The following is a 24,625-nucleotide window of genomic DNA, read 5'->3' as shown; positions in this document are numbered from 1 at the left end:
GGCCCATTTTACGCCGTCTAACTAATGGAGATTGTGAATGGGGGCCGAGCGTCCGGCGTTCTACGCCGAGTGCGCAGTCAATACGTCATCAAAGAACTTTTCGTACGCCTTGGTGGTTTTGCTCCAGCTCCAGGCCTGGATCCGTTCCAGGTTTTCGGTGGACAGGAGGCGCAATTTCTCCGGCTGTACCAGAAGCTGGCGTATTTTTTCGGCAAAGGCCTCGACCGAGCGTTCCGTAACGATAAATTCACTCTGCCTTGGGCCGAACGCCTCCCGGACCACTCCTACGTCGTGAGTGACGACAGGAACGCCGCAGGCCATGGCCTCCAATATCGGATTCGGCGTACCCTCAAACAAGGACGGGCAAACGTAGAGGTCTATAGACCCATAGAAAGCAGGCATCTCTTCATGCGGAATCAATCTTATCTGCCGATCCGCGAAACAGGTGTCAATACGATGGCCTTCCGCTCTCAGTTTCTCAAGAGTCGGGATTAAAATCGAATTGAAACCTTTGGCATCTTGCAGCTCCGTAGCCCACCTGCTATTTCCCGCCCAGCCGATCACCAGTGGGCGTCGACCGACTTCGCCGAGCCTCTCCAGTCTGGCGGGACCGAACCGTTCCAGGTCCACGCCGTCGTGTGTCACGATGGAGGGTGGCGGAAAATCTTCCAGGCCTTGATAGATGCCCTCCAACCGCTTCGACGACACTGTATAGGCGGCCACACGATCCTTGAAGAAGGCGGCACGCTCCTGGACTTCTTCCGGGCCGAGAAACAAATGATCGTATACGCTTGTCGTTACGGGTTTGCTGCGAACGAATCGCTTGTCAAAGACATCAAACGGAACACCCGCGCGCTGGACATGGTTTATGCACCAAGAACTTTCGATCATCCGAAAATACTCCCGCCAAAAGAAATGCACTAGATCGCACTTCTCAGCGGCCATGAAGATATGATGTACATGCTCCAGGACTTCCGATGGAATGATTTTAAAATCAAACCGATGGGACAAATGAAGCTTGAGCTGGCGCGCGATGTTTCCAAATGCCCAGTTATCCGTATCTATGACCAAGGCGATTCTTGGTTTGCTGCTGACAGACTGCACGCGACGGACAGCCGTCGGCAAAGCGTCAGAAACTATTCCCAGCTGCGCATGACGGCGGGCAATCCATCCTTCCAAGCCGTCGTTCCATATATCGAAGCCGTGCTTCTTCTCCATGTAACGGGCGGAATCATGAATCATCTGCCGTGAAAACCGCTGGCGCTCATAGGCTTGATCGGTTTCATTTTGAGGTGCGGGATGATCGTGCACCAAAACGACATGGCCTGTGACGCCAACTTTGTAACCCTCTTGGAAAAGCCGGATCGAGAAGTCGATATCCTCGAAGCCAATAAACATATTGTCATCGTAGCCTCCCAACTTCTCAAACGTCGAGCGCTTGCACACGCACGCGCCTCCGAGCAGGAAAGTCGAAAGAAAAGGATCGCCTTGGCGATCCTCGGTTGGCGCCTGCGCCAAGGCACTACTCGCGCCTACGTGCAATGCACCCACCCCTATCCCCACATGCAGATGCCCGCCGAATGAGAATATCGTCTCGCGGTCGGGATCTAGTAGCGGAACATTCAGGAAGTGGCACCCGAGGACCGCTATATCATTCTGAATTTTCGGCAGCGGGTTTGCCAGAAAAAAAATATCATTATCCAGGCAAAATACCCAGTCTTTCTTTGCCTGCGCAAATGCGCGATTCCTACCACCAGCCACGCCGTAATTCTTGCCCAGCTCCATCACGCGCCAGTTCAGTTTCAACTGCGCGCAGCCTTCGTACAACACTTGCAAAGCTTCCGGCGTAGACCCATTATCGACGATCAGTATTTCTCCCGCGAAGTACGGTACTTGCGCAGCGATAGAATTGATAAGACGCAGGGTCAATTCGCTTCTGTTGAGCGAGAGACAGGTAATTGTAAGATTCTCACCATTCCCGCCGATATTAGGGCCAGCAATACTGGCCGCATCGCTTGCCAGAACGCGATGGCGCGGGTCGGAAACATATGAATAGGCTGTCACGCCAGGAGCGAGGTTCGCTTTATAACCCACGATCAACGGTCCCCGGTGCCTTTGAAGACCTTAACGGCTATTGCGCGGATCCAATGCGGAACTTTGTCCCGCAAGCGGAAGTATCGTGCAGCGGGCAAGGCCAACTCCTCCATTTTCTCTTTAAGGGCAGCTATTTTCCCAAGCAACTGCTCGATTTCAAGTTCCTTCGCCCGCAACTGCGTTTCCCGCTCGGCGATGGTGCTCTGAGTTAACGCCAGTTCGGTATTTGCCGCTTGGGCTCTCAGGGCCGCATCTCTGGCAATGCGGTCGACGTCACCCGACGCAATGGCATCGAATATATCAATCGCTGACACCTGGGGCTGGGACTTCGCCTGCTGCCCCGCTTCCTCGCGAGGCAGGTGCCCCTGAAAGATCCCCTTCTTGAAGCAATCCATGGAGAGCGGAAGAATAGCCGTACCGGCGTTGGACCGAGATCCATATTCCGGTTCGCCCCAGATGCCGAGGAAGTAGCTGGCGTTCTCTGCCCCGGGCCCTGCATTCAACTCCGCAGGCACGAATTGCGCATGCAATGTCTCCGAGGTCTGCAGCATCTGGACTTGTCCCGAGCGATCGTCGTCAGCCAAGTACTCGTCGAGCTGCAGATTCGCAAATCCTGTGATCGGACCGCCGACAAACCATGCAGATGCCTGTCCTAGGACGCCCTCGGTCATTGTTCGGAATTCGTCTAGGCGGTATTTTCGAAGATGGTAGGGATTGCGCTCGGCGTCGGTAGGAAAATACCACCAATCATTGGGACAACTAATTGCGACAACCCCCCCCGGTTTCAACAAATCGCGGATATTGCGCAGGAATAGCTCGGGGTCCTGCACGTGCTCGATGGTTTCAAACGAAACGATGAGATCAAAGCTATTTAATTCAAAATGGCGCGGTAACGTCTCCGCGTCGTTCTGGATAAACTTTACGTTCGGGCTGGAAAAATGTTGTTGCGCACTTGCTATCGCCTCGGCCGAAATATCGACGCCCACAACCTCGCTGGCACCCCAGTTCGCCAACAGCCGCGAGCCATAACCTTCGCCACACGCGGCGTCCAGCACGCGCTTTCCCGCGCATAGTTCCTTGGCAAAGGAATATCGCGCGATGTGAATTGCCGCCTCAAACCCGTCGTAGCGGCCGCTCTGTCCAAAACTCAGTCGTTCCATTATGTAGATGTGCTTTTAGTCAGGTTTAGTCGCGTTGCTGCTGAATTCAAATTCCCACTCGCGAGGCAAGCTCATTACGCCAACTGCCTCGAAGTCATCTGAGATCTGAAAAGGGCAAACATTATTGGCTTCTGCATGCACGACGAACCCTCCGCCGTCGTTGATGGCTACGCGCCACTTGTATGACCCACTCAAGAGGGGAACACTGGGAAAGTTGATGCTGAATTGGCCCGCCGGCGCCCCCGCATGGGCTGGGTACCCATCCATCAACGTGGTCGTGCCACAAATATACAAATCGTCGTGACGATACAGATTAAAAACAAAACTCATATCTTCCGGAACGATCGGACTCACCGCATGGAACCGCACATTCAGCCTCAGCGAAGCTCCGGTGCTGATCCGGTCCACCCGGTCGCCGACAGGCGTCGACAGCCAGACCTCATCTATCTCGTAGAGCCTATCGGGCTCTTTGCGGTACAACGGCCCCGCCTTTCCAGAAGCTCTAGCAACATCGACATGCGGCCCGAAGCCGGCCTCCGAAGCGTCGGCTCTCGGCGGATTGGAGTGGTCCAGCTCTTCCATCTCCGCAGGCACGACAGTATGCTTGCCTGCCGCCTCTTCCCTGGCCTCGAACTCGCGCAATGCCGCCTGCATGTCGATGGTGTATTGGTCGATCACCTTGCCAGCGGGCCCGAACGCCTTTTGAACGCCCCGCTCAAGATAAAGCGCTCGCTGGCAGATGGATTTGACCTGATATTGGTCATGGGACACAAACAATATTGTGCATCCCATATCGCGGATTTCGTAGAACTTCTTAAGGCATCGACGCTGGAAGGCCGCGTCGCCGACTGCCAAGATTTCATCCACGATGAGAATATCGGGCTCAGTGTGGATGGCTACCGAAAACGCAAGCCGCGCAAACATGCCACTGGAGTACTTCTTGACCGGACTCTCGATGAATTCCCCGATATCGGCGAATCCGGCGATACTGTCAAATCGCTGGTCAATCTGCTCATGCGTCAGGCCGAGCAGGGACGCGTTCAGGTAGACGTTTTCGCGGCCAGTGAATTCCGGATTGAATCCCGCGCCCAACTCGAGCAGGGCCGCAACGCGGCCATGAGTCGTGACCGAACCGGTGGTGGGTGTGACCGTGCCGCAGATCATCTGCAGCAGCGTCGACTTTCCAGACCCGTTACGGCCCACGATCCCGACGGTCTCGCCTTTTTTCACATCGAAAGACACATCCGACAACGCCCAAAATTCTTGCGCGTAGCTTTTTACACTGCGTCCCAAAAACCCCGCTCCGCGCGCGATCAATGCCTCTTTCAGCCGGTCCTGCGGCTTGGAATAGATCGAGTATCGTTTGCCTAGGTTCTCGACGTGTATGGAAACTGTATCAGAGCACATCCGCGAACCCTTTTCGTACTTTCTGGAACCAAATGAGCCCGAGCACCGCCACGGCCAGCCCAACAACCGTATATATCCACCAGCCAGTCCAGTTGAATGGTTTCCCGAAGATGACCGCATTGCGCGTCTCTTCGACGACAAATGTAATCGGATTCAATTTCACGTACTTTTGCATCCGCTCAGGGATGGCGGACAGCGGATAGAAGATTGGCGAAATGAAGGTGAGGACAATAGTAAATAGCGACACGGCCTGGGTCATATCCCGGATGTAAACGCCTAGGCCCGCCAGAAACCACGAAAGTCCAAGGCAGAGGAACATGAGAGGTATCAGGATCAACGGGAAATACACCACCGTCCAAGGAACGCTTCCGATGAATATAAGCTGCGCTGCAATCAGGACTACCAGGCTCACCAGCAAATGAAACAGCGCCGATCCCAAAGCAATGACGGCCAGTGTTTCCAACGGAAAGACCACCTTCTTGACATAAGTAACGTTTGATAGGATCAACGATGGCGCGCGGTTGATGCATTCAACGAACAGATTGTTCATGATGAGACCTGCGAACAGGATCACCGCAAAATCCCCATGCGAGTGCGGAGCTGTTGCCCCTGCCCCTCCCCACCGCGCCTTGAAGACGACAGAGAACACAAACGTGTAAACGATCAGCAGCAGCAATGGATTGAAGAACGACCACGCCAAGCCAAATACAGATCCTCTGTAACGGCCCAAGACTTCCCGTTTCACCATTTGCAGTATCAGTTGGCGATGGCGGGTCGCCATGCCGCGCACTACGTTCACCACTTCGGAAATCAAGAATTACCTCTCACATTCGCGTTCTGTTTCATGACCGGCGCGCATCAGCGGAGCGGCGGCCTAGCAGTCGTTTGGCGAAACCAATCGCCGGGCGCAAAGGCCTGCATCGCTGGTACAGCGCCACCACAAGATTCCCTATACGCAGCAGCAATCGCAACAGCTCCGGCGGCAGGGCGGTCACGTCCTGAAGCGCCTTTCTCTCGGCTGCCGGAGTATTGGAAAATGCATTGGAGTTCCACACGGCGATCGAGCTTTGGGAGAGCCGTTTTCGACGGGCCGCGCTGTCGTCCCCGTTCAGCAGATACGAGATCTGCTTGGCGCTCGGATAGTGGGCGTCCTCGGCAGGCAGTTCCATCAGGGCGCGCGGAATTAACAGGCCGATCTCGCCGTCCTGCGTCAGGCTCCATAGATGTTTAAGTTCCGCATACTCGGCAAGGCCGGTATCGAAGGTATCCAGGATAAGTTGACCCGGCCGAGTACGGAACACCGCCCGCATTCCCGGGCTCCGTCCGCTCATAGGCGCTGTATCCAGAGTCAAAGGCAGCGCGTACGTGTCAACTCGCGGCTCTCCGTTAGCACGACGAATCGACCATCCCGACACAAACGGAATGTCGGCGCGCGCGCTCAAAACGCGTACGGCGATATCCAGATACGACGGTTCGACGACATCGCACGCACTCAAAATGACAAGCGCTTCGGTCGTTCGCAATGCCTGTAAGCCGATAGGCGCCCCGGTGGAATCCACACTATAGACGTTCCGGCCGAACAAGAATGCCGAGCCCCTGGAATCGGCGTCCCGGGCGGGCAACAGGACAATGGCCCGATGGTTGCCTTCCGCGAGCCGCTTGCACAGCGGCTGCGCCTGAGCTAGCGTTTCCGCCTGAACAATCACCGACAGCTTGAAGCCCTGGGCAACCACAGGCACGGCCTTTTCCGTCGGTACCGCTTCGGCGCGCTCATAGATTGGTGCAACGCTGGCCGGCACCACAGGATAGGGGAATGTCAATCGATCCCGCAGCCCGGCGTCATCCCAAAGCCGGCCAATTTGTGCCGCAAGGGCATCGGACGATTTGCAATCGAACACTAAACTGTTGCGTTCATGCTGAAAAAAGTCGTCAAACCCAGGAATATCCGAAACGATAAGTGGGACGCCACCTGCGTACAGTTCATGCGCAGCGTAGCAAAATGATTCGGCGCGATTCGGAAAAACAGCAAAACGGACCTTTTCTAGCAGCGCTTCGGTTGCCTCGTGCGATAGATGTCCCAGGATGTGGAACCGTTCGCGCAAGTCTGGAGGAATGCGCCGCAGCAAGTAGTCCGCGTAAAGCCCGCAGCCATCCGGCGGCTGTTTGGAATCTCCACCCACAAAATAAAAATCAGGGGTCAACTCCGGTCTTTGGCGCATCCACAGAACGGCGGCATCCACCAGCAGGTCGACGCCCTTGATCGAAAACAATCTTCCATAAAACAAGATGCCATTCTCAACACCATCCGAGGCCCGCTTGTTGAGCGTCTTCTGCAGCGGCGGCACGGCCACCACTTGCCGGGAGGCTACCGTCGGATAAAGGTCCTCAAGCGAACGCTTGGATACAGACTCTGAAGGAACGATTACGGTTTCCGCCAATGCCAAGGCCGCGCGCTCAAGCGAGTAAAGGAGATAGAGCTCGGGATGAAGGGAATTCGTCAGGTCTACGCGATCCATCGCCTCGATCGTGGCGTGGTACCGGACCGCAATTCGCGCGCCTTCGTAGCTGCCAAATGCGAGCTTTTCGCATAGTGCGTAGTACGCAACGCCGTGATAATCGAAGAACTCGATGAGCGCCGGCCGCTCCAATTCGTGAACTCTACGGGCCGCCTCATTCAGCACATAGGAGCGCCACTCATACCATGAAGCGAAACTATCGCGCGGCAACAGACCTTGGCCGCAGATATCCTCGACCCGATGGGCGACGCAATTGTGCGGATTGGGAAGCTTGAGTCTTTCATCCTTGTCGAAATGCGCAAACACCTCAGCATCAACGTCCAGCAAGAAGACCACACGCCCGCCGGACTGAAGCAACTGTACGGCAAGGTTGTGAAGCAGCGCGCCACAACCGCCGCGGGTGACGGGGAATAACTCATAGCTGACGAAGCAGGTGGTCTGCATCAGTTCAGGAACCGTTGCAAGGACCGGACGGATTCCGCGTTGTGCTCGATCGCATATTCGCGATACGCCGAAACGATCTGGTCGCGCTCATCCAACGCCAACTCAATCTTTTGGGCGATTGCGTACGCGTCATCGGGCACAGCGACCACCAATCGGCTATGCAGATAGGGATGGTTTTCGAAATACGGAGTATTGGGGCCGATGATGCACGGCACTCCCGCTGCAAAACTCTCCAGCGGAAGCATTGGAGCACATTCATTGAGCGTCACATAAAGATTCAGGTGCGTGGTCGCAAGGTGACCGGGCATTTCGGCCTGAGGCACCATGCCCCCCAGAAAGCTATGTGCAAGACCGAATTCCCGGCAAAAATCCAGCATACGCTCCGAGGCGACCGAGCCGACAATCTGTGCATCCTTAATGGTGGAAGCCGCCGCCAGCATTTCGTAGGGCGGCTTGTGCCTCAGTTCAGAAATACTCCAGATCCCGAGCTTGATCGGCGCGACCGGCACGGCAGCAGCTCTTTCAGGAATCTCACGGTACATGTTCAACAGGTAATGCGCGTCAATTCCACGACGCCGCAGGATCTGCTCCTGACCTTTCTTCACCAACCCGATACGATGGATCTTGCCTTGCCGTTGTAGCGCACACATGAGGCGAAAACTCCGCCAGGCATAGTCTTCTGTCGCCTGCATGAACGTGCCATGCCACACGACATGGACGGGCAGATCCGGAGCTTGCCGATTCAGCGCCTCAACGAGATGTTGATAGGAGAACGGAAATCCCTGCAGCACCACCGCGGTTGGGCTCCTCTGGAGCAGGCGCTCGACAATGCCCTCGCTGTCATCCGGTGTCACCTCGTCTGTGAGCAAAAGCAGATGATCGAACATCTGCGCGGCTGAACTGCGAATGCCCAACCAATCCGGATGCGCGATAGCCACGGGGACGCTCAATGGCAGCGCTTGTATCACCGCATCGGGACAGAGGCTCCGTACCGCCTGCAATGGCATGCCAGCTGCGCCCTCAGGCGAGTTGCCGCTGGTGCCAGCTGGCCTCTCAGTCCCCCGGGATACGGGCTTTGGCACCTGGCGCCGCGCAACCGCGCGGTACACCCGACCCAATGGTCCCTTCGACAGACGCAGTCCAACGCGGTAGGCAACCGATCCTTCGATCTCGCGATAGCGGGCCGTTGTGTCGGCAAGCAATGCCACGGTGCTCGCCAATTCCATCCGCAGCTTTGCCGTTTCAGTATCGACCGCAACGCCCGTCGCAGGTGCGGTTTCCCCGATGGGATCTCGATGCTCTGGCGCCGCCCCGGAATTCGTCGAATGGATTGTCATGAAAGTCGAGTAATGGAATTGCTAGTATGCATCGTGCCCAGATCGAACTCCGCCCAGGAAATGCTCGATGGCGGCAGTTCGCGGAAGAAGAGATATGGCCAGGACGCCCGGCGTGCCCGACCCACGGCCTCGTGTCGACGAGGGCGCTCATATTTTAGATCAAAATTCGATGCGGTCCGGCCGCCATGTGGGCGACGAGCCGTGGATGTGGAGCGTCTGCACGCTACGATCCTTTGCCGGTCGTAGTTGCTGATCCTCTAAAACGAACGAACGCAAGCGTACACATCCGCGCTGCGATCAGACACCGTCTTTGCGCTTTCTTGCTATTCCACACGTTCGGAAGCGTCGGGTAACGGCGGCCAACCGCCTGAAAATCCTAGGCTTTTCCTGCCACGACAATCCCAACCATGATCAACGCAATGCCGAAAAAGTACTGCGTGCTGAATCGCTCTCCGAAAATGAGATGGCTTCCCAGCGGAACCAAGACGAATGCCAGTGCCATGATGGGGTACACCCGCCCGAGTTCGACGCGTTGCAGCACCCAGACCCAGGCGATCGACGTAATCCCGTAGAGCACCATTGCAGCGAACAAGGCACCAAGCGGTTTTGTCGAAAAAAAAGTGCCTGACTGCGCCAGCGCAGACGCACTTACTTTGAACAGGATCTGGCCGATTGCCAACCCGACGACGCACAATACGGCGGCAATGTAAATCATCGGCTTGCCACATCAGGCTTATCAACAACCGCGTGAAATGCCACGAAAAGATTCAGGTCCATCGCAGGCAATCTGGTGGGCCACCAAGATTCCTGAGCTTCTGGAAAATAGTGCTTCAAAATCGCCATAAGGTTATTGCACGGGTTCACGTGCTCGCGCGCCATCACGTAGTCGTAAGGAATCCCCATCGCCAATGCGGCTTTACGCGGACCAAGACGCCGCCCCAGGCGCCATGCAAATCCGGGGTCGGTAGGAATAAGGATTGACAACGTGCCCCCCGGCTTCAGCACCCGCCGCCATTCCTTCAAGGCTAGGTGGGGATGGTAGATATGCTCGAGCACATGCGTGGCGATAACCCGATCATAGCTATTATCAGCGCAATCGATGTCGGCCCCGGTCTGCACCGAATACGAAACGCGTCCACCATACTGGTCGCCAATCTTCTTGGCGGCGATATCCAGCGTCTTGGGATCCATATCGGTCAGGACATATTCGTCAAATTGATGTCTGACAAACGGCAAATGTTCGCCAGTACCCGCTCCAATTTCCAATACCCGACCAAACTGGACGCTGCTGTCAAATGGCCGTTCAGTGAGCTTGTGGCTCGCGCGCATCACCCAGGATTGCAGCGGGCTTTCGTAGTTGCGCTCATCGTAGACATCGGCGAATTTTTCCCGATATTCCACCCAAGCCTTGTCTTCATTATGCACTTCATTTCTCCGAATCTTTCAAACTTAACGCCGAATATCCACGAACGCGGTGAAATGGCCTATCCGGCACGGCACTGATATCGTGCCCGAGAAATGCCAATATCAATTGCAGTCCGACAATAATCGGCAAAGCAGACAGCATCACCGTTCCTGCGGGGGTGGTCGACCCGTGGCCCGCCGCATCAATCCAATTGTAGATACCAAACAAACTTCCGAATAAAATCATCAAGCATCCCAACGGCAATTCAATCGAAGCCAGGGACATATCCCTCAAGTAGTAGTTGTAGAAAATACGCTTCGAGAAATTTCTTACATGCTTGAAGAAAAATTCGCCGATGATTTTCCCGATCTTCAGATTACTGACTTCATCACCATATTTTGCGTCCATCGGCACATCGAGCACTACGGCCCGCAACGTATTCAATCGGAACAACAGATCCGTTTCGAAAAAGTACCGGTTGCTTATTTTGTCCATAGGCAAGTGCTTAGCGACTTCCCTATGAATGGCGGTATATCCGTTGGTCGGATCAAACAAATTCCAATATCCCGACGACAGTTTTGTCATGAACGATAGCACAGCATTTCCGAACAAACGGATCTTCGGCATGGCCCTGATTTCCTCGAGGTCAAAAAACCGATTCCCCTTGGTATAGTCAGCTTCCCCACAAAGTATAGGTGCAACAAAATCAGGAATGAGCCTAGGGTCCATTTGCCCATCGCCGTCCAGCTTTACCATCACATCCATACCGTCCGCAATGGCAGCCCGATACCCCGCCATCACCGCGCCACCGACGCCTTGATTCACTTCATTGCGCAGCACGATAACTCGTTGATCGTCGCAATTCTCTCGGACGAATGCCCCCGAGTCGTCAGGGCAGGAGTCGTCCACAACGTATATCCGACTGACTTCCGGTCCAATGCCCTTTATAACCTCGAGAATGTGCTTCTTGACCTTATAACTGGGAATAACGACAGAAATTCTCGAAGACATCATTTAGCCTGTTTAGTCATTTCGCCCAGCCGCGCACCGGAGACGGCCATGCCTATCGCCATCATGACAACCAGCAACGACATCGCCACGGATGGCCATAAGTAACGATAGTCCTGCGCGCTCATGAGCACGCTGAGCCCGACACAATTGAACAATGCCGGAGCGAATATCAAGGCCGCCGCGGGCACGCTACGATACATCACCATCAACGTGGCCAGCAGACCAAGAAGGATATATAGCGCGGGACGAGTGTAGACGGTGCTCTTCGCGAAGATCTGGCTATGCCAAGTGTCCAGCACCTGCTTGGCTTCCGGCAGCAGCGGCCGAGTACTGAGACCCAAAGCCTCGCCTTCCGGCATCCGGGTGATTTCTCCCGGCGATATCGCGACCATTTCGTCACCAATGCCACCGATACGCCAGATCAATCCTGTAACACAAAGCTGATGCTGTAGAAACACGCCGGGATGGCGCAAAATTTCCTTGAACATCAGAGCGTTCAAATCCCCCGCGCTTTCAGCAAGTAATTTATAAGAAACATGCTTATTCCAGAACAACGGAACAACCGACTGGCAGTTGTACCCTTGGATCCACTCCTGGCGTGGAAGTACCTTCTCCATCAGGTCGTTGTCGGCGGAATCGAATTGCACGCCGGCGCTCTCCATAGCGCCCAGTATGTGAACAGCAAAAATGGATCGGTAATGAGGAGCAACGGGATACGCGCCAAGAACGCTCAACAAGAGTGTTTTCGAAATAAGGAACACGGCGAGTTGAGCAAGCAAAGCCCCCCCAACTCTCAATTTGCTGCGCCGGCCCTTCGCAAAGACGAAGAGCAACACGAAGAAGAGGACAACAATGATGATTCCGTTATGGCGGACGCCAAAGGTCAAAATGCCCGCTAAGCTCATCGCAACGATCGAGCCCCACGTTAGGGTCAGGTTGCGCCTGACTTCCCGGGCAGCCAACGTACTCAATAGAATGATGCCGATGGTGAACGGCACATCCTTCCACAATGTCGTGACCAGCATGAAATTCGCCGGAAACAGGGGAAAAATGACCATCGACACCGCTGCGACATTTCGGTGCACACCCCACGCCATCGCTTCCTTCAGGAAAAACCAGGTCACAGCCGTAAAGGCGATAATCTGAAACAAAGCCGCCGCCTGAGGTGCGGGGTATATCAGATACGCCAATTTATAGAGGAAGGTCGACATAATGGGATGCGCGTCCGCGTAATACCCGTGGACGATCTGCCTCCATTGGTCGATCGAATCCGGCGACATCTGCGCTGGCCAGTACGCTGCAAGCACCAGCCCGTAAATGAGAACGCTCGGAATCGCAAGCCACAAGCTGAGCGGCAATTTGCTGTTTGCGCAAGCACGGGGTTCCGTACTGTCGGAACGCAGGCGAGCTAGAAATTTTGTCGCGGCAAGGAACGCCATAAACGCGGTGACAAAGACCAGGATGCCTTTCAGCGCCGTGCGCCATACATTCAGCTCAAGCGGCAGCGTCCTATAGAGATCGACCCTGAGTGTGCCCGGCGTGGCGGAATACAGGTCATAACGTTGCGAAAAATCGCCACTACTGATTTCGACTATTCCTGAATATTCATGCTTCGTGAAATTCAGCGTGTCTCCGGATCCGATCCGGGCATTGGTTTGAATCGTCGCAGGTTGATTTTGAAACGAAACCAAACTGCCGTCGCGCCGCTCCCAGCCGCTATCCAATTGCGTGGCGGAGTCGCGGACATCATCGACCAGCGGCGAGGAAAGCCAGACTTCGGTCGATTTCGCCAGGGGGTTCCGCTCACCCGTGGCGGTTATCTTCAGTGCTCCTGAGGCATCTAGGACCGGTTGCAGGGGAAGCATTATCAGCAATAACAACGCGAATATCACCGATATTACAACGCCCTTCCTGTTGGACAGCACAATTATTCTTCCTATTAACCGAATTATCTAAAATTTACCTAACATCACAGCAAGACGATGCTCTCAGAGTTTCGTTTTCTTGAGACGTGGCCGTTTTCTCTGCCTCATTACCAACCATCTCGGCATATCGAACCGGACGAGCTTTCTGTAAAGAATAAGGTAGGTGGTCGAAAACAGAAAAACGAACAAAATGAGTATGTACTCGTACTGCCAGAACAACACCGCCGGTATGACGGCAAACGACGACAGCAACCAGAGATACGGTGAGGTCATTGCATTCCGCTGGATCTGATGACGCACTTCCTGCCCGCCGGCCCACCGGATCAGCCGCTTGTATATAAGCATGTGGAGATGCACACCGTCCGGCATACCGGGAGACTGGCCCCTCAAGAACTTCTTCCTATATATCGAAAACAAAGTTTCGAAAACCGGGTAAATACATAGCAACAGCGGAAACCATGCCGAAACTTGCGGATGCCGGGCGAGCATGAGAACCGATATCGCACCGATCATGAAACCCACGAAGTAAGCCCCGCCGTCTCCCAAGAAGATGAGACCGCGAGGGTAATTCCATACCAGAAAGCCCGCGATGGCGCCGATCATCCCCACGGCAGTCACAAGAAGGAACCTATCACCCAGGTAATAGGAGACATAGGCGAAACCTGCAAATATCATTGCTGAAATCACCGCGGCAAGTCCGTTATAGCCATCGATGATATTGATCGCGTTCGCTGCACCAGCCATGGCGACTGCCGTAAACATGAACGACACGACAGTGAATTTAAGCAACCAATCGACGCCGATGATATCGAGGCGCGTCAATTCCGCGCCAAGAAAATAATATGCGGCACATCCTGACACCATCGCCAGCCCTAGACGCACAAGGACCCTCACCCTTTTCGTGAGGTCCTCAGCTAATCCACCGAGAAACGCGGGCATGGAAACTGCCATGAGCGTCAGCAACTCCTGTTGCAATGACGGCTCCCTGAATGCGACCAGCCCGCAAATGCTAAACATCGCGACGATAATCGACACGCCACCAACTCGCGGCACAGGAACAACATGATATTTCTGAATACCCGATACGTCGTGGTCAGCGGTATATTTGGCATGCAACGTGTTGTAGCGCACGAGCAAGAGTGTGACCACAAGCGAAATCAGGAATGCTACTAGCACATAAACCATAAAAACACCGCGTTTGTAATTTCGCGCAATTTTAGTACTAAGCCCTCCCCATGGAGCGCTACGCAATATTTATTGCCGTTTTGGTACACAACGGCCGGTGTTTTGTTGGGTTTTCACCCACATTCAATGCGCATGTCGCACGTCCCCTGAACTGTCCCGTGCTCGCCGCATTGGCGCACGATCAGATTTTACCGTGAGGGCTGCCCGGCGCACTACCGGCCACATGTCGCCCTCCGCTAGGGCTATTCGACTGGGCCACCCGTAGCCACCGCCCGCGCAGGGGAGAACTTTAACCGTTTCGACGGCTAGGTTCCCGATGACGTTCCCATGCTCGGCCTTGAAATCGCGCCGCCGCTTGGCAGATCCGCCACTGGCCATCGGCGTTGAGCAGTAGCCAAAAGTTCCAAACGGCGCAAGAATGAACGCATAACTCTTCCAAGGAGACTGCCATGCGCATTGCCGATGCCCAATGGATTCCTTCGACGCAACACCAGACTTGGGATGCGTTGACCGACCCGAGAGTGTTGCAGAAATGCATACCGGGCTGCGTGGAAGTCGCGATGCGCAGCCCTACGGAGTACGCCGTCACCTTGCGGGCCAATATCGCCGGAATCGACACCGACTACGAAGGCGAGATCCTGCTCTCCGATGTCAACGCCCCAGATAGCTGCACGCTGGTATTCGAAGGCAAGGGCCGGGCCGCCTGTCTCGCCATCGGCACCGCCCAGGTCAATCTCAGCACCAAGGACCAGGGCACCCGCGTGGCCTATACGGTGGCCGGCATGGCGGGCGGCAAACTGGCCGAATGCGGCGAAGGCCTGCTGCTGAAAGCCGGCGACAAGATCATCCAGAAGTTCTTCGCCGCCTTTATCGACCACATGGCGGCCCAGCCTCGCCTGGCGCCCCCGCCCCCTCCTCCGGAACCCGAACCCCGCGGACTCTCCAATTCGCGCTGGTCGTGGGTGCTGGTGCTGTTGGTGGTCGCGGTGTTCTGGGGTTACCACTCGTTCTACAAGTGAAAACCCTAGTGGGCCGGTGATATCCTAAGCGGCATGACTCCGCCGCCATCATCGCCCCCGCCAGCCGCCGACCCCGCCCGCTCCCGCAGGGACCTCCTGATGGCGATGGCGGGCGTGTCGGCGACGGTGGTGCTGGCGGCGCTGGATTCCACCATTATCAGCACCACGCTACCCCGTGTGGCTGAAGCGCTAAACGGCATGGCCCTGTATGCGTGGGTCGGCACCGGCTATCTGTTGGCCACCGCGGCGTCCATCCTGATTTTCGGCCGGCTGGGCGACATGTTCGGCCGCAAGCCTTTGATGCTGGTCTCGGTCCTGATCATCGCGTTGGGGTCGATCGCCTGTGGTCTGGCGCAGTCCATGACCCAGCTGATCCTGTTTCGGACCCTGCAGGGGGTAGGCGGCGGCATGATGATCGCCACCGCCTTCGCGGCGCCCGCCGACCTGTTCCCAGACGCCAAGCAGCGGGTGCGATGGATGGCCCTGGTGTCCGCCGCCTTCGCCATGGCCAGCGGCATCGGGCCGGTCCTGGGCGGTGCGGCCACGCAGGCGTTGGGCTGGCGCGCGGCGTTCTTCATCTCGCCCATCGCGGCGGCCGGCGCCTTTTTCCTGCTTGCGCGCTATTTTCCGCGTATCCGTCCCATCCACGATGGCAGCCGCAAAATCGATTGGGTGGGCGCCATCCTGTTGGTGCTGGCCGTGGGCGCGCCGCTGGCCGCGCTGGAACTGGCCTTCGCCAGCGGCGAACACGCGCGTCCGCTTCTGGGAGGCATGCTGGCGCTCGTCGGCGTGGCCGCCATCGCCATCTTGATTCCTACCGAACGTCGTGTGAAATCGCCTATTTTTCCGCTACGCGTCCTGGCGGGCCTCGATTCCCGTCTGCTGAGCCTGGCCGCCATGATGGTCGGCGCGGTGATGTTCGTGCTGATTTTCTACAGCCCGCTGCTGCTGCAGCAGGTGCTGGGCTACACGCCCAGCGAGGCCGGCTTGCTGCTGACTCCGCTGGTTGCGGCGATCTCGGTTGGCAGCATCGTCAACGGCCGGCTGTTCCCCAAGCAGACCGAGCCGCAGCGCCTGATGGTGTTCGGTGCCCTGTTGCTGGCGGCCGGCACGCTGATGGTGCTGCTGATTTCCCCGGGCACGTCGGCGTGGTGGATCCTTGCCGCCTTCTTCGTCAACGGCTGCGCGCTGGGATTCCTGCTGCCCAACCTGACGCTTTTCATGCAGATGCTGAGCGAACGCCGCGACGTAGGCGTGGCCTCGGCGCTGGTGCAGACCACGCGCGCCATCGGCAGCGCCTTGGGCACGGCGGTGGTCGGCATCATCATTTCACACAGCACGGTACTAAACGGAGTGCGGGCCGGCCTGGTCCTGTGTATTGTGCTGTCGCTGACCTGCGCGCTGCTGGCGTATCGGGTCAAGATGAAAAATCTGGTCACTGGCCGGAAGTAGGCGTCACCCCAGGCGCCACCCCAGTCCCCGGGCTTTACCCCAGGCACACCCAAGAACGCCCCCGAGGCGAATCCGAGACAAACCATGCGCCAACGCAATCTGCTGGACCTGCTGCTGCTTGCGGCGGTCTGGGGCGGCTCCTTCCTGTTCATGCGCGTCGCCGTCGGCGATTTTGGCCCGATCGCGCTGATCGAGCTTCGCGTGGGCCTGGCCGCGCTTTTCCTGCTGCCGGCCGCGCTGTGGCGCGGCAAGCTACCGGTGATCGTCCGGCACTGGAAGGCGCTATTGGTGGTGGGGACCCTGAACGCCGCCGTGCCCTTCCTGCTCTACGCCTACGCGGCGCAGTCGCTCGGCGCCGGCTTCCTGTCGGTGGCCAATGCGGTGACGCCCGTGTGGGGCGCGGTCGTGGGATGGCTTTGGCTGAAGGACAGGCTGCCCTGGATGCGTTCTCTGGGCCTGATGATCGGGTTCCTGGGCATCATCGTGCTAGTGTGGGACAAGCTGAATTTCCAGGCTGGCGGCACAGGGCCGGCGGTGCTGGCCGCCGTGTCGGCACCTGTCTTCTACGGCATCGCCGCCAATTGGACCAAGCGCTTCCTCACCGGCGTGGACGCCCTGGCCAGCGCCACCGGCAGCATGATCGCCGCCTCGCTGGTGCTGCTGCCGCTGGCGATCTCTGCGTGGCCCGAAGCGCCCGCATCGATGGCTGCCTGGATCTCCACCATCCTGCTGGCCGTCGTTTGCACCGGTGCGGCCTACATCGTCTTCTTCCGCCTGATCGCCAACGTCGGTCCCACCGGGGCGGTCAGCGTAACGTTCCTGGTGCCGATATTTGGCGTAGTTTGGGGCGCGTGGTTCCTGGATGAACGCATCACCCCGTCCATCGCGGTGGGCGCCGCCATCATCCTGATCGGCACGGCCCTGGCGCTTGGCCTGGTCAAGCGTCGCGTCTAAGCCCGCGCTCAGTATTTATCCGACGTGCCCGTCAACGCCACGCCGATGCGCAACAGCGTATAGGACACCGCATCCACCCAGCGCCGCACCCATCCCCGGCGCTGGTAGTCCAACGGGCGGATGAAGCGGCCGCCCTCGCGGATGGCCGTTTCCAGGCGTTCCTGCAAGTCCCACGCGAACGGCTGGTCGTCCACGACGACATTGGCCTCGCGCGCCAGCAGCAGGCTGAAGGGGTCCAGGTTGGAGGAGCCCACGGTCGCCACGTTGTCGATTACCGCCACCTTGGCATGCAGGTAGCTGGGCATGTATTCGTAGATTTCGATGCCGTCGCGCAGCAATTGGTCGTACAGCGACCGGGTCGCATGGTATTGCATGCGATATTCGACCTTGCCTTGCAGCAGCAGCCGCACTCGCACGCCGCGCGCGGCGGCCCGGGCCAGGGCACGGCGAAACTGCCGGCCGGGGAAAAAGTAGGCGTTGGCGATAAGGATGTCGCGGCGCGCCTGTGTAATGCCGTACAGGTAGGCGCGTTCAAACGTCTGCCGGTAGCGCAGGTTGTCGCGCAGCACCAACGCCGCGCGCAGCGTGCCGCAGGGGGCTACCGGCGCATGGCGCGGCTTGGTCAGCCGCATGCGGTTCCAGTCGCGCGGATGGCGCCGCAGGCGCGCCCAGTTCAACCGCACCCACAGCAGGTCTTGCGCATAGGCCGCGTCCGTCACCAGCGGGCCTTCCACCTGCACGGCAAAATCAAAGCGCGGCGCCGAGATGCCATCCGTGGGATCCAGGTCGTCGTAGTCGTCGATGACATTGATGCCACCGATGAACGCCACGCGCCCATCCACGACGGTGACTTTCCGGTGCAGCCGGCGCAAGCGGCTGCGCGACGGGATCAGACGGGCGAACCAGCGCGGTTCGGGCCGGAAAATGCGGCATTGCGCGCCCGCTTCCAGCAAGCGGTCGCGCACCATGGCCACGCTGTCGGCGCTGCCGAAGCCGTCCAGCACCACGCGTACCTTCACGCCGCGCCGGGCGGCTGCGGCCAGGCATTCCAGCACCCGTGAACCGGTGCGGTCCACCATGAAGATATAGGTTTCCAGATGCACGCTGAACTGGGCGGCATCGATGGCCGCGCACAGCGCGGGAAAGAAATCAGTGCCGTTCTGCAACAGCCGGATGCCGTTGCCGTCGGTCCATTCCAGCTTGACCTGCTCGGCCTTCACGGAAGTTCCAGCTCGGCCAGCAAGGGGGAGTGATCGGACATCCGCGCCCATTCGCGGCCGCGCAACACGCGCGCGCTGCGCACGGCAAAGCCGCGCTGGTAGATACGATCCAGGCGGAACCACGGGAACACGGCGGGAAACGTTCGGGGCGGCGGCAACAAGAGGCGCGAGCTGCCTTCCATGCCCAATTGGTTGTTGCGCTCCATGACGGACAGCCCACTGTTGGGCAAGCCCCGCAGTGCATTGCTTAAGCGCTTAACCGAGTCACGCAGACGCGGCAATTCGCCGCCATGGCTACGCGGTGCATGCGAAAACACTTCATACAGCCCCAGCTGCTGCACGAAAAGCGGGGCCAGGCGATCATTCCAGTCGTTGAAATCGCCCGCGATCAAGATGGGCTCGCCGTCCGGCACCATGTGCCGGATGCGTTCGGTCAGCGCCAGAATCTGGCGGCTGCGGCTACCGGCGAACAGGCCCAGATGCACCACGAAGCAATGCACCGCGCGGCCATCAAGCTCGATCCGCGCATGCAGCAAGCCGCGTTGCTCCAGCCGATGGTCGGAGATATCCAGGTTTTCGTGGTCAAGAATGGGAAAGCGCGACAGCAGCGCGTTGCCGTGATCGGTCGCATGGCGGATAGCGTTGCGGCCATAGGCCACATCCAGCCGCAGGGCGGCAGCTAGCGATTCGTGTTGAGCGTCAAGCAGCGATTTCTGCTCGTTGCGGCCTTGGACTTCCTGCAGGAAGACGAGGTCCGGGCGCAGGCCATACAGGCCCAGGCGAAGTTCATTCAGGGAATCGAGTCGGCCCAATGCCGAACGGCCCTTGTGAATGTTGTAGCTGACGACACGGATGAGCGACATAAAAGCGATGGCGCCTTTGAAAGCAGAGGAACCACTAGCCGGGCCCAAGAGCAGGCCCGGCAAGCACCGCCAACAAAGCGGCGTTTGCCAGATTACTCCAATTCAGCAACCCCTAGCCGCAACAGAACATTAACAAGCAGCCACGCCACAAAGGCAACGCAACACGCCGCAAGCAAGTACCGCCGCACAATCCGGGCCGCCGAGGATCCGGCTCCGCCGGTCCCGCGAGGCGCCCCCCTGGGGGGGAGGCGCCCCCGGCGCCTCGGGGGGGGGGGCTTACTTATTTTCGACGTTACGCAAGCGGATGTGCAATTCGCGCAGTTGCTTTTCATCGACTTCCGACGGCGCTTGCGTCAGCAGATCCTGCGCGCGCTGCGTCTTCGGGAAGGCGATCACGTCGCGGATCGATTCAGCGCCGGTCATCATCGTGACGATGCGGTCCAGGCCGAAGGCGATGCCGCCATGCGGAGGCGCGCCGTACTGCAGCGCGTCCAGCAGGTAGCCGAACTTCTCGCGGGCTTCCTCGGCGCCGATCTTCAGCGCGCGGAACACCTTGCTCTGCACTTCTTCGCGGTGGATACGGACCGAGCCGCCGCCGATTTCCCAACCGTTCAGCACCATGTCGTAGGCCTTGGCGAACGCCTTGCTGGGATCGGTTTCCAGGAAGTCTTCGTGGCCATCCTTCGGGCTGGTGAACGGGTGGTGAGCGGCGGTGTAGCGGCCGTCTTCCTCGTCGTATTCGAACATCGGGAAGTCAACCACCCACAGCGGCTGCCAACCGGCTTCGAACAGGCCGGTCTTCTTGCCGAATTCGCTGTGGCCGATCTTCACGCGCAGCGCGCCGATGGCGTCGTTGACGACCTTCTCGCGATCCGCGCCGAAGAAAATGATGTCGCCGTCTTGCGCGCCGGTGCGCTTGACCAGTTCGGCCAGCGCGGCGTCGTGCAGGTTTTTGACGATGGGCGACTGCAGGCCGTCACGGCCCTTGGCCACTTCGTTGACCTTGATGTAGGCCAGGCCCTTGGCGCCGTAGATGCCGACGAACTGCGTGTAGCCGTCGATTTCGCTACGCGACATTTCAGCACCGCCGGGCACGCGCAGGGCGACCACGCGGCTGCCGGGCGCCGTGGCGGCGGCGGCGAATACCTTGAAGTCCACATCGCGCATCACGTCGGTGATGTCGGTGAATTCGAGCTTCACGCGCAGGTCCGGCTTGTCCGAACCGTAGCGGCGCATCGCTTCCGTCCACGGCATGATCGGGAACGGCTGGGCCAGGTCGACGCCCTGCACCACCTTGAACACGTGGCGGATCAGGTTTTCGAAGATTTCACGGATCTCGAACTCGTTCAGGAACGACGTTTCGCAGTCGATCTGGGTGAATTCGGGCTGGCGGTCGGCGCGCAAGTCCTCGTCGCGGAAGCACTTGGTGATCTGGTAGTAGCGGTCAAAGCCCGACACCATCAGCATCTGCTTGAACAGCTGCGGCGACTGCGGCAACGCGAAGAAGTGGCCGGCGTTCACGCGCGAAGGCACCAGGTAGTCGCGTGCGCCTTCCGGGGTGCTCTTGGCCAGCATCGGGGTTTCAATGTCGATGAAGCCAAGCTGGTCCAGGAACTTGCGCGTCTCGATCGACACGCGGTAGCGCAGCATCAGGTTGCGCTGCATCTGCGGACGGCGCAGGTCCAGCACGCGGTGCGTCAGGCGGGTCGTTTCCGACAGGTTGTCGTCATCCAGCTGGAACGGCGGCGTGACCGACGCGTTCAGGATCTCGACTTCCTTGCAGAGCACCTCGATTTCGCCGGATGCCAGTTCGCTGTTGGCCGTGCCGGCCGGACGCTCACGCACCAGGCCGGTGACGCGAACGCAGAATTCATTGCGCAAGCGCTCGGCGGTGGCGAAGGCGGCGTTGTCCGGATCGAACACGATCTGGGCCAGGCCCGCGCGGTCGCGCAAGTCGATGAAGATGACCCCGCCGTGGTCGCGGCGGCGGTTCACCCAGCCGTACAGGGTGACGGTCTGGCCGAGATGGTCACGGCAAACCTGGCCGGTGTAGCAGGTACGCATGCGGGATGACTCCGTTGTGTGCTTAGTTTGAGCGTAAGGGTTACGAATCGGCGCGGGGTGCGTCTTGCACGCCATGCGCCGGAGAGAGCGGGGCCGGCCGGTCCTCCGGCGCGGACGCCAGGGCCGGGGCGACAACGCCCATGGAAACGATGTACTTCAATGCCGCGTCCACGCTCATATGAAGGTCGATCGCGTCGACGCGAGGCACCATCAGGAAAAAGCCGGACGTGGGGTTCGGCGTCGTCGGCACATACACGCTGATGTGGTCGCCGGGCAACAGGCTGGCGACTTCACCGCTGGGCGTGCCGGTGACAAAGGCAATCGTCCAGGAGCCCGCCCGCGGATACTGCACCAGCACCGCGCGGCGAAACGCCTGGCCGTTCGGGGCAAGCACGGTATCGCTGACCTGCTTGACCGAGTTGTAAATCGAGCGCACCAGCGGAATGCGGCCCAGCAGGTTCTCCCACTGGTCCACCATGGTACGGCCGATCAGGTTCGCCGCAAATACGCCCGTCATCAGCACCACCACGATGACCAGGACGAAGCGGAAGCCGGGGATATCGATGCCGAACAGCGATTCGGACGACAAAAAGCCAGGCACGAACCCTTCCAGGGTGGCGACCAGCAAACCCAGCACCCACACCGTGATGACCAGGGGAACCCAGATCAACAGGCCGGTGATGAAGTACTTTTTGATGAGGCGCATCCGCATGGCGTGCGCGCTAGGCGGCTGGCGTTCCGCTGGCCGGCGCGGCAGGCGCGGGAGCGGCCGCCGGAGCCGCCGGCGCGGCGGACGCCGCAGCGGGCGCGCCGCTTTCCGACGACGCCGGCGTGCTGGCCGGCGCGGCGCCGCCAGAACCGTTGCCGCGGAAATCGGTGACGTACCAGCCGGAGCCCTTGAGCTGGAATCCAGCCGCGGTCACCTGCTTGGAAAACGTGCTTTGGCCACATTCGGGACAAACCGAAAGCGGCGCATCAGAGATCTTCTGCAGAACGTCTTTGGCATGGCCGCAGGCGCTGCACTTATAAGCGTAGATGGGCATCAGGGGCTCCCAGGCGCGGGCCCGGCAAATCAAAAGCCGTCGGCCGCCGGACGAACGGATCCGGGGCGGCGGGTGGGCAAGGCCGGAAAAAGTACGGGAAAGTCTTGAATTTTAGCGGTTTTTCATGAACCGTCGGTGTCCAGCCCGTCGGGCGGGCCGGGAACGGCCTTCCCAGGGGGCCGGCGCCGGGATTGGCTCCCCCTTCCCCTAGACAGGCAGCAGGAACATGACGGCCGCCACGAAGGTCGGCCCCAGGGCGGACAGGAACAGCCGGCCGGACGAAATGCTGCCATCGGGAAAGTGGTTTTTCAGGATGGCGAAACCAGCCGGGTTGGGCGCATTGGCAATCACCGTCAGCCCGCCCCCCGTCACGGCGCCAGCCACCAGCATGTAGCGCCAGGCCTCGTTGGTGCCTTCCACCAGCGACCCCAGGTAGGTCAGCGCGGCGTTATCGGTAATGGCGGTCAGCGCAGTGGCGCCCCAGAACAGCACGAACGGCTCCAGGCCGCCCAGCAGGTCTTGCAGCCACCATTTCTGCAGCCCGCCCAACACCACCAGGCCGGCCAGAAAAAATCCGACCATCAGGCCTTCCTTGATCAGCAGGCGGTTCTGGTGGCGCTTGTACGCCTCGGAAAAGCCGATGAACATCATCAGCAGGCCCAGGAAGATCGCCGGATGATGCGCGGCCAGCACCACCGCCACCAAAAAGGCCAGGTGCACCAGGATAACCAGGGCGGGCACCGGAGGACGCGAATCCGCGCCTTCCGGCGCGTCCACGCCGCCGCCCGTGCCCACCGACCGCTCCATCAGCGCCTTGCGGCAGATGAAGGTCAGCAGGCCGGCGTTCAGGCAGACCGCCACCGCCGCGCGCCAGCCAAAGTGCTGCACCATGAAGGTGGAATCCCAGCCGAACGTGGACGCCACCATCAGCACCGGCGGCGCGGCGTATGACGTCAACACGCCGCCAATCGACACGTTCACGAACAGCACGCCCAGCGTCAGGTATTTGAAGCCGGCGCGCCCGCTTGTGCGGAAATACGCGTCGCGCAGCAAGATGGCGGCCAGCGTCATGGCGGCAGGCTCGGTGATGAACGAGCCGCCCAGCGGCACCAGCGCCATCACGACGAAAAACGTGGCCAGTTCGCGCGGCAGCGGCAGCATGCGCGCCACGATGCGCACCATCAGCCCTACCAGTTCCAGGATGGGCCGGCTGGCCGCCACCACCATGATCACGAAGACGAACAGCGGTTCCGTGAAGTTGCGCGTGTCCATGTAATTGATGGCGGAGGCCGGCCCCGACAACGCGGCCATCGCCACGATCAGCGCAAAGGCCCACACACCGAAGACGGCTTCGACTTCCGAAAACAGGTGCCAGAAGCCCGCATGCGGTCCGCCCCGATGCGCCAGCCGCGCAAAAACGGGAACCGAAAAGGTATGAAGGACCGCCACGGCGAACAAGACGGTGGCGATAACTTCGATGGGCTGCGGCATAAGAGAGACTTCCGGAATAAAGACTTACGCAACGG

Annotated in this window: 20 protein-coding genes; 3 read left to right on the top strand and 17 right to left on the bottom strand. The window is 59.0% G+C overall.

Annotation, left to right across the window (positions count from 1 at the left end; translation table 11 throughout):
• Positions 1–60 precede the first annotated feature (60 nt).
• From ACI0FO_RS12750 to ACI0FO_RS12700, 11 genes are all read right to left on the bottom strand, one after another.
• On the bottom strand, positions 61–2,094 hold the full coding sequence (locus tag ACI0FO_RS12750) for a glycosyltransferase (protein WP_416027117.1): 2,034 nt from the start codon (positions 2,092–2,094) through the stop codon (positions 61–63).
• 2 nt (positions 2,095–2,096) lie between these two features.
• A complete protein-coding gene (locus tag ACI0FO_RS12745) occupies positions 2,097–3,254 on the bottom strand; it encodes a class I SAM-dependent methyltransferase (protein ID WP_416027115.1) in 1,158 nt (385 codons plus the stop codon).
• A 15-nt stretch (positions 3,255–3,269) separates the two neighbouring features.
• Positions 3,270–4,661 carry an ABC transporter ATP-binding protein gene (locus tag ACI0FO_RS12740; RefSeq protein WP_416027113.1) on the bottom strand — a complete coding sequence of 464 codons (1,392 nt, stop codon included), beginning with the start codon at positions 4,659–4,661 and terminating at the stop codon, positions 3,270–3,272.
• Positions 4,651–5,475 carry an ABC transporter permease gene (locus ACI0FO_RS12735; protein ID WP_416027111.1) on the bottom strand — a complete coding sequence of 275 codons (825 nt, stop codon included), beginning with the start codon at positions 5,473–5,475 and terminating at the stop codon, positions 4,651–4,653. The genes ACI0FO_RS12740 and ACI0FO_RS12735 overlap by 11 nt, the downstream gene beginning before the upstream one ends.
• Before the next feature lie 28 nt (positions 5,476–5,503).
• Positions 5,504–7,621 carry a glycosyltransferase family 4 protein gene (locus ACI0FO_RS12730; RefSeq protein ID WP_416027109.1) on the bottom strand — a complete coding sequence of 706 codons (2,118 nt, stop codon included), beginning with the start codon at positions 7,619–7,621 and terminating at the stop codon, positions 5,504–5,506.
• The gene (locus ACI0FO_RS12725; RefSeq protein WP_416027107.1) at positions 7,621–8,958 is read right to left on the bottom strand and encodes a hypothetical protein; all 1,338 of its coding nucleotides are present in this window, start codon (positions 8,956–8,958) and stop codon (positions 7,621–7,623) included. The genes ACI0FO_RS12730 and ACI0FO_RS12725 overlap by 1 nt, the downstream gene beginning before the upstream one ends.
• A gap of 376 nt (positions 8,959–9,334) precedes the next feature.
• A complete protein-coding gene (locus tag ACI0FO_RS12720; RefSeq protein ID WP_416027105.1) occupies positions 9,335–9,673 on the bottom strand; it encodes an EamA family transporter in 339 nt (112 codons plus the stop codon).
• On the bottom strand, positions 9,670–10,383 hold the full coding sequence (locus tag ACI0FO_RS12715; protein WP_416027103.1) for a class I SAM-dependent methyltransferase: 714 nt from the start codon (positions 10,381–10,383) through the stop codon (positions 9,670–9,672). The genes ACI0FO_RS12720 and ACI0FO_RS12715 overlap by 4 nt, the downstream gene beginning before the upstream one ends.
• A gap of 1 nt (position 10,384) precedes the next feature.
• Positions 10,385–11,377 (bottom strand): glycosyltransferase family 2 protein, encoded by a 993-nt coding sequence (locus ACI0FO_RS12710; protein WP_416027101.1) that lies wholly within the window; start codon positions 11,375–11,377, stop codon positions 10,385–10,387.
• Positions 11,374–13,239: a hypothetical protein gene (locus ACI0FO_RS12705; RefSeq protein WP_416027099.1), complete on the bottom strand. Its 1,866-nt coding sequence runs from the start codon at positions 13,237–13,239 to the stop codon at positions 11,374–11,376. Before ACI0FO_RS12705 ends, ACI0FO_RS12710 begins: the two co-directional genes overlap by 4 nt.
• A 123-nt stretch (positions 13,240–13,362) precedes the next feature.
• Positions 13,363–14,484, bottom strand: coding sequence for an MraY family glycosyltransferase (locus ACI0FO_RS12700; RefSeq protein WP_416027097.1), 1,122 nt, complete (start codon positions 14,482–14,484; stop codon positions 13,363–13,365).
• A 449-nt stretch (positions 14,485–14,933) separates the two neighbouring features.
• On the opposite strand from ACI0FO_RS12700, the gene ACI0FO_RS12695 reads away from it, so the two are divergent.
• The 3 genes from ACI0FO_RS12695 (at position 14,934) to ACI0FO_RS12685 (ending at position 17,909) form a co-directional block, all read left to right on the top strand.
• Complete coding sequence (locus ACI0FO_RS12695) at positions 14,934–15,503, top strand: SRPBCC family protein (RefSeq protein ID WP_416027095.1); 570 nt, start codon at positions 14,934–14,936, stop codon at positions 15,501–15,503.
• A 99-nt stretch (positions 15,504–15,602) separates the two neighbouring features.
• Positions 15,603–16,955 carry an MFS transporter gene (locus ACI0FO_RS12690; RefSeq protein WP_416027093.1) on the top strand — a complete coding sequence of 451 codons (1,353 nt, stop codon included), beginning with the start codon at positions 15,603–15,605 and terminating at the stop codon, positions 16,953–16,955.
• Positions 16,956–17,039: 84 nt separating this feature from the next.
• Complete coding sequence (locus ACI0FO_RS12685; RefSeq protein ID WP_416027091.1) at positions 17,040–17,909, top strand: DMT family transporter; 870 nt, start codon at positions 17,040–17,042, stop codon at positions 17,907–17,909.
• 8 nt (positions 17,910–17,917) lie between these two features.
• Here the strand turns inward: ACI0FO_RS12685 and clsB are convergent, their stop codons facing one another.
• From clsB to ACI0FO_RS12655, 6 genes are all read right to left on the bottom strand, one after another.
• Complete coding sequence (gene clsB, locus ACI0FO_RS12680; protein WP_416027090.1) at positions 17,918–19,129, bottom strand: cardiolipin synthase ClsB; 1,212 nt, start codon at positions 19,127–19,129, stop codon at positions 17,918–17,920.
• Positions 19,126–19,992: an endonuclease/exonuclease/phosphatase family protein gene (locus ACI0FO_RS12675; RefSeq protein ID WP_105555779.1), complete on the bottom strand. Its 867-nt coding sequence runs from the start codon at positions 19,990–19,992 to the stop codon at positions 19,126–19,128. The genes clsB and ACI0FO_RS12675 overlap by 4 nt, the downstream gene beginning before the upstream one ends.
• A gap of 276 nt (positions 19,993–20,268) precedes the next feature.
• Positions 20,269–22,056, bottom strand: coding sequence for an aspartate--tRNA ligase (gene aspS / locus ACI0FO_RS12670; protein ID WP_105555778.1), 1,788 nt, complete (start codon positions 22,054–22,056; stop codon positions 20,269–20,271).
• A gap of 40 nt (positions 22,057–22,096) precedes the next feature.
• Entirely contained in the window at positions 22,097–22,762 is a 666-nt protein-coding gene (locus tag ACI0FO_RS12665; RefSeq protein ID WP_416027087.1) for a DUF502 domain-containing protein, read from the bottom strand.
• 16 nt (positions 22,763–22,778) lie between these two features.
• Positions 22,779–23,099, bottom strand: a complete 321-nt coding sequence (locus tag ACI0FO_RS12660) for an FmdB family zinc ribbon protein (RefSeq protein ID WP_416027085.1) — start codon at positions 23,097–23,099, stop codon at positions 22,779–22,781.
• A 207-nt stretch (positions 23,100–23,306) separates the two neighbouring features.
• Positions 23,307–24,590 carry a putative Na+/H+ antiporter gene (locus tag ACI0FO_RS12655; RefSeq protein WP_416027083.1) on the bottom strand — a complete coding sequence of 428 codons (1,284 nt, stop codon included), beginning with the start codon at positions 24,588–24,590 and terminating at the stop codon, positions 23,307–23,309.
• Between the last annotated feature and the right edge of the window lie 35 nt (positions 24,591–24,625).

Origin of the sequence: Achromobacter marplatensis, from assembly GCF_049060505.1 — a bacterium.
Taxonomy (GTDB): domain Bacteria; phylum Pseudomonadota; class Gammaproteobacteria; order Burkholderiales; family Burkholderiaceae_B; genus Achromobacter; species Achromobacter marplatensis_A.
Note: the sequence above shows the minus strand (reverse complement) of the source record. Positions and strands in the feature narration are given on the sequence as shown.